Source organism: Bradyrhizobium sp. UFLA05-153, from assembly GCF_054185185.1.
This window is the reverse complement of record NZ_JBBIAM010000304.1, coordinates 1-1,745: the sequence shown is the minus strand read 5'-3', so window position 1 is coordinate 1,745 and position 1,745 is coordinate 1. Positions and strand designations below refer to the sequence as shown.

The 1,745-nt window shown below is 57.0% G+C and carries 1 protein-coding gene; it reads left to right on the top strand.

The genetic code is table 11. The features are described from left to right. Positions 1-191: 191 nt before the first annotated feature. Positions 192-1,628 (top strand): IS1182 family transposase, encoded by a 1,437-nt coding sequence (locus Q2941_RS51550; protein ID WP_458197530.1) that lies wholly within the window; start codon positions 192-194, stop codon positions 1,626-1,628. Positions 1,629-1,745 lie beyond the last annotated feature (117 nt).

Here is a 1,745-nt window from a genome sequence, read left to right as displayed (position 1 = left end):
TCCGGCTCTTCCGGTTCAAACCTAGCTATTCGAACAGGGCCGTCCCAAAGCTCGACAACGCATTCGTCAACGAGCTGATCGAAAAGGACTGCCTCGCTGCGACTGCTCACAGCCGCTTGTGGCCCAGGCTGTGTGAAAAGTCCCATCGATGCTATGATTCTGCGCGTGAATCGGCGAATCGGGAGCGCTGGATGTCAGGCTTCGTGGAGGGGATTGATCGGAGCCAAAGCAGTTTGTTCCCAGCCGCACTTGAGGACTATGTAGCCGAGGACAATCTAGTTCGCGCGGTTGACGCTTTCGTTGAGGGTCTTGATCTTGGCAAGGTCGGCTTTGGACGGCTTGTCCCGCTGGAAAGAGGGCGGCCCTGCTATCATCCAGCGACGCTGCTCAAGATATACATTTATGGCTATCTCAATCGCGTCCCATCGAGCCGTCGTTTAGAGCGCGAGTGCCAGCGCAACATCGAACTGATCTGGTTGACGGGGCATCTGGCGCCGGACTTCAAGACCATTGCGGATTTCCGTAAGGACAATGGCAAGGCCATTCGTGAGGTTTGCCGTGCCTTCGTGGCACTGTGCCGCGAGCTTGATTTGCTGAGCGAGGCGAGCGTCGCCATTGACGGATCCAAATTCAAGGCTGTCAATGCGCGCGATAAAAGCTTCACCGAAGCCAAGATGAAACGGCGTCTGGAGCGGATTGAGGAGAGCATCGCGCGCTACATAGCGCAACTGGAGACCGCCGACCGCCGCGGTGATGCAATGCCAGAGGCAAAGGTTGAGCGGTTTAAGGACAAAATCGCGAAACTGAACGAGGAGATCGCGCGGCTCAGTGTAGTCAACGCCGAGATGGTGAAGAGTGAAGACAAGCAAATCTCGCTGACCGATCCTGATGCGCGTTCGATGGCAACGAGCGGCAAGGACACAGGGATCGTCGGCTACAACGTGCAAGCCGCAGTCGATACCAAGAACCATCTGATTGTGGCCCACGAGGTGACGAACGTTGGCACGGATCGCCATCAACTGTCGAATATGGCGGAGCAGGCGCGAACCGAGATGGACGTTGAGAGGCTCGACGCTGTGGCAGATCGCGGCTATTACGCGAGCGAAGAGATTCTCGCCTGCGAAAAGGCAGGCATCGCCGTCACGCTACCAAAGCCTATGACCTCGAACGCGAAGGCGGCAGGGCGTTTCGGCAAGCAGGACTTCAAGTACGTGGCGGCGGAAGACGTGTACATTTGTCCTGCCGGACAAAAGCTTACCTACTTCTTTACGACCGCGGACAAAGGTTTGGTGTTACGTCGCTACCGGACCAACGCCTGTCAGAGTTGCGCTATCAAGCATAGCTGCACCACTGGCAAGGAGCGATTGATCTCCCGATGGGAGCACGAGGCCGTGCTTGAGACTGTGCAGGCGCGCCTCGATCACCATCCAGAGAAAATGACAGTGCGTCGTTCGACAGCGGAACATCCGTTCGGCACCATCAAGAGCTGGATGGGTGCAACGCACTTTCTCACGAAACGGCTGCCGAAGGTGGCAACTGAGATGGCGCTCAATGTGCTCGCCTACAACATAAAGCGCGTGATGGCGATCATCGGCGTGGCTGGGCTGCTAGAGGCCTTGGCTACTTGAGCCGAGGACTTGCGCATTCAAATGGACGCCAACAGAAGGCCTAGTACTACTGCGTCATAATTTTCGTTGCCTGCCGAGACGCGGCGATGCCCCGCAACAAGGGCATCGCCTTAGAGT